Below are 2,254 nucleotides of genomic sequence, written 5' to 3'. Positions count from 1 at the left end.
CGAGCACACCATTCGCGAATTCCGCCTGAGCCGGGACGGCATCAAGGTCGGGCCGCCGATGAAGGAATTCAGCGGTATCTTCTCCGGCAACCCGCTCTACACCGGTCCGGCGATGCCAGAGGAACCGGTGAGGTGAGCGTGGCGCGGGATCACCGTGTTCTCGTCTTCGCGCCGATTGGCCGCGACGGGCCCGCCTCGGCCGAGCTGTTCCGCAGCTCCGGTCTGGAGGCAACCATCTGCGAAAGCCTTCCTGCATTGCTCGCCGAAATGCCGTCCGGTGTCGGCGCGGTGTTCCTGGCGGAGGAAGGCATTTTCGGCCAGGACACCGCGGCCTTGGCAGAATGGATCGAGCGTCAGCCGCCGTGGTCCGATCTGCCTTTCATCATTCTCACCAGCCATCGCGAGCAACCGGCGGTCGTTGCCTGGCGGCGCGGCATCGTCGATCTTCTCCGCAACGTTTCACTGGTGGAAAGGCCGGTTCAGCCGATGACGCTGGCCAGCGCCGTTCGATCGGCGATGCGCGCCCGCCGCCGCCAATATGAACTGCGAGCCCTGCTCGAGGCGCGCGAGCGTGCCGCTCAGGAGCTGGAAACCCTGGTGGCCGAACGCACGCAAGCGCTGGAGGAAGCCAACAGGCAGCTGCGTATCGAGATGGATGAGCGCGCCCGGGTCGAGGAAACCCTGCGTCAGGCCCAGAAGATCGAGGCCATCGGCCAACTCACCGGCGGGGTGGCGCATGACTTCAATAATTTGCTGATGGTGATTTCCGGCGGCCTCGAGGTGCTTGATCGCCAGGCCGACCCGGACCGCCGGCGCCGCATCATGCAGGGGATGACTCAGGCGGCGCAACGCGGCGCCAGTCTGACCCGGCAGCTTTTGGCCTTTTCGCGCCGCCAGAAGCTCCATCCGGAGCCCGTCGAAATCGCCTTGCAGATCGGCGGCATGCGCGAACTTCTCGACCGGAGCCTGCGCGGCGACGTTCATGTCGAGTTTGACTTCCCGGACTCGCTTTGGCCGATCGAGGTCGACCCGGGCGAGCTGGAGCTGGTCATTCTGAATCTCGCGGTCAACGCCCGGGATGCCATGCCGAGCGGCGGCACCATCACCGTCCGCGGCGAGAACCTCTCCGCAATCAAGGATGAGCAATTGGACGGCGACTTCGTTCGCCTGTCGGTGATCGACACCGGGGTCGGCATGAGTGAGGAGACCCTGTCGCATGTTTTCGAGCCGTTTTTCACCACCAAGGACATCGGCAAGGGTTCCGGGCTTGGCCTGGCGCAGGTCCACGGATTCGCCACGCAATCGCGCGGAACGGCGCGCATCAAATCTCAGGTCGGCCACGGAACGAGCGTGGAGCTATATCTGCCGAGATCGCAAAATCGTCCCACGCGGGCGCGCCATTTGATCGATCTGGACAAGGCCCGTCCGAAGCGTAGCAGCAACGGCCAGATACTTCTCGTCGAGGACGACGACGAGGTCGCGGCCCTGGTCAGCGAGATGCTCGATCAGTTGGGCTATGAAGTCACCCATGCCGCCAGCGGCGCGGCGGCGCTTGGGGCGCTTGCAGACGGGCGGCCGGTCGACCTTGTCCTTTCCGATATCATGATGCCCGGAGGCATGAATGGCGTCGAACTCGCGCGGGAAATCGGGAAAAGAAGAAGTGACGTGCCGGTGCTGTTGACGAGCGGCTATTCCGAAGGAGCTGTCCGGAACGCCGAGGCGGCAGGAATTCAGATTCTGCAAAAGCCTTTTCAGATTGCCGAGCTGGCCGCCGCCCTTGATGCCGCCAGGTCAATCTTTCGGTCGGGGAATGCGTCGAAGCGCTCGAGCGGCGCGTGAGCGCCGGTCGGTCTGAGGCTGCTTTGTGAATCGAAGCTGAAGATGCTTGGCGGCGCACCGGCGGCCGGAGATTTCCTGGCCGCAGCACCGCCAGCTTCACATCGGTGCAAACGCGCTTGACAAGAGACATCGCGACCAGAGCCGCGATGAGCTGATTTGCCCGTCGTGCCAATCTGTCGCATGCACGCTTGCTTGTGGCGTCGGGCAAATCACCGCTACCTCTTCGGGCGTCCTGTGCTCGATCTGAGGGGCGTTGCGCATCGTCATCGACGTGGAGCGCGGGATGCGATGGACGCTTGCGTTGCCGGCTGACGAGTGGCGATGCGGCGGACGGCGAAGTCGTGTGGTCTTGGCGCCTCGACGCTGGCGTTAACTCGGCGACAACGCGTGCGCGTTGCGCTGGGGATGGTGACAA

Annotated in this window: 1 protein-coding gene; it reads left to right on the top strand. The window is 64.2% G+C overall.

The annotated features are described in order from the left end of the window. The first annotated feature begins 132 nt into the window (after positions 1-132). Positions 133-1,839, top strand: coding sequence for a response regulator (locus tag VFL62_RS24830; protein ID WP_325175037.1), 1,707 nt, complete (start codon positions 133-135; stop codon positions 1,837-1,839). Positions 1,840-2,254: the final 415 nt, after the last annotated feature.

This window comes from Bradyrhizobium sp., assembly GCF_035701725.1.
GTDB lineage: Bacteria > Pseudomonadota > Alphaproteobacteria > Rhizobiales > Xanthobacteraceae > Bradyrhizobium.
The sequence above is the reverse complement of the archived record's forward strand: the minus strand, read 5'-3'. Positions and strand labels throughout refer to the sequence as shown.